Annotated in this window: 2 protein-coding genes and 1 pseudogene; 2 read left to right on the top strand and 1 reads right to left on the bottom strand. The window is 78.0% G+C overall.

What is annotated here, in order from left to right:
• Together GTR00_RS20795 and GTR00_RS20790 are read left to right on the top strand one after the other, a co-directional pair.
• Positions 1-204, top strand: a pseudogene (locus tag GTR00_RS20795) (hypothetical protein); the annotation flags it as partial.
• A complete protein-coding gene (locus tag GTR00_RS20790) occupies positions 201-1034 on the top strand; it encodes a metallophosphoesterase family protein (protein ID WP_205706321.1) in 834 nt (277 codons plus the stop codon). The pseudogene GTR00_RS20795 and the gene GTR00_RS20790, both read left to right, overlap by 4 nt.
• Positions 1035-1086: 52 nt before the next feature.
• Here the strand turns inward: GTR00_RS20790 and GTR00_RS20785 are convergent, their stop codons facing one another.
• Complete coding sequence (locus GTR00_RS20785) at positions 1087-1377, bottom strand: DUF2795 domain-containing protein (protein WP_166613424.1); 291 nt, start codon at positions 1375-1377, stop codon at positions 1087-1089.
• Positions 1378-1421: the final 44 nt, after the last annotated feature.

Below are 1421 nucleotides of genomic sequence, written 5' to 3'. Positions count from 1 at the left end.
GTTCCCGTTCCCGTTCCCGTTCCCGCCGCCACCCGCGGGAACGGCGGCTGGAACGGGAACGGCAGCTGGAACGGCGGCGGCAACGGCGGCGGCGGGAACGGGAACGGGAACGGGAACGGCGGCGGCTGGAACGGCGGCGGGGACGACGAGGACACCGCCGCGGGGGCGCCCCTGACCGGCGACGACGAGGAGGGAGCGCGGTGACGCGCCTGCTGCACCTGTCCGACACGCACCTGATGGCCCCCGGCGGCCGGCACGGCGGCGGGAGGGTGGACACCACCGCGGTGCTGCGGCACGTGCTGGCCTCCCTGGCGGGCGTGGGCCCCCTGGACGCCGTCGTGGTCTCCGGCGACGTCTCCGACGACGGCTCGACGGCCTCCTACGAGACCGCGCGCGACCTCGTGGGCGGCTTCGCGCGCGAGCACGGCGCGGGCGTCGTGGCGTGGGCGATGGGCAACCACGACCTGGCCGAGCCGTTCACCCGGGTCCTGGGGCCCACCCGCTGCGTGCACGACGTCGGCGGCCTGCGCCTGGTGGTGCTGGACAGCTCCGTGCCGCGCTTCGGGTACGGCGTGCTGGAGGAGGAGCAGCTGGAGCACCTGCGCGGCGTGCTCGCCGAGCCGGCCCCGCGCGGCACCCTCGTGGTGGTGCACCACTCCCCGCTGCCCGCGCCCACGGTGCTGCACGAGGGCCTGCGGCTGCAGGAGCCGCACCGGCTGCTGGAGGCGGTGGCGGGCACCGACGTGCGCGCCGTGCTCAGCGGGCACTACCACCACCCCTACGTGGCGACCCTGCCCGGCGGGCTCACCGCGGTCGTGGCGCCCGGCGTGGCCAACCGCACCGACGTGCTCGTGCCCGGCGGGTCCGAGCGGGCGGTGCGCGGCAGCGGCGCGTGCCTGCTCGACGTCGACGACGCCGGGGTGCGCGCCACGGTGCTGTCGGTGGCGGGCCCCGGCGACGGCGAGGAGCTGTTCGTCCTGCCGCCCGACGTGGTGCAGCGCATCCTCGACGCCGAGGGCGCCCCCGCGCGCTGAGCCGGGGCGCCCGGCCGGCGCCGGGCGCCCCGGCCCCGGCGGCCGGTGGGCGTCAGTAGTCGGTCGGGTCCGGCGGCACCTCGCGCTCGCCCGCGGCCACGCGCGAGGTGGCGTTCTGCCGGGCCTGCTCGGCGGCGGTGCGCGCGTCCGTGGGCTCCTCCTCGGTGGGCACCGAGCGCGCCACCTCCTGCGCGTTCGCGTAGTCCTCCGTGGGCAGGGTGCGCAGCGCCTTCAGCACGTCCTCGCCCGCGCCCGCCGCCTGCGCGGTGGCGATCAGGTCGTCCTTGCCCGCCGGGTAGGTGGCGTCGCGGACCGCGTGCAGGACCTCGTCGGTGGTTGCCATGCAGGTCACCTACCCCGCCCCGGCGCCCTCGACACCTCCCGCGC

The sequence above is a fragment of the Kineococcus indalonis genome, assembly GCF_009906395.1.
In the GTDB taxonomy this organism is placed as follows: Bacteria; Actinomycetota; Actinomycetes; order Actinomycetales; family Kineococcaceae; genus Kineococcus; species Kineococcus indalonis.
Note: the sequence above shows the minus strand (reverse complement) of the source record. Positions and strands in the feature narration are given on the sequence as shown.

Bases quoted from the DNA above. Each gene is read 5' to 3' on its own strand.
- GTR00_RS20785 (WP_166613424.1), bottom strand. From the start codon at position 1,377: ATGGCAACCACCGACGAGGTCCTGCACGCGGTCCGCGACGCCACCTAC.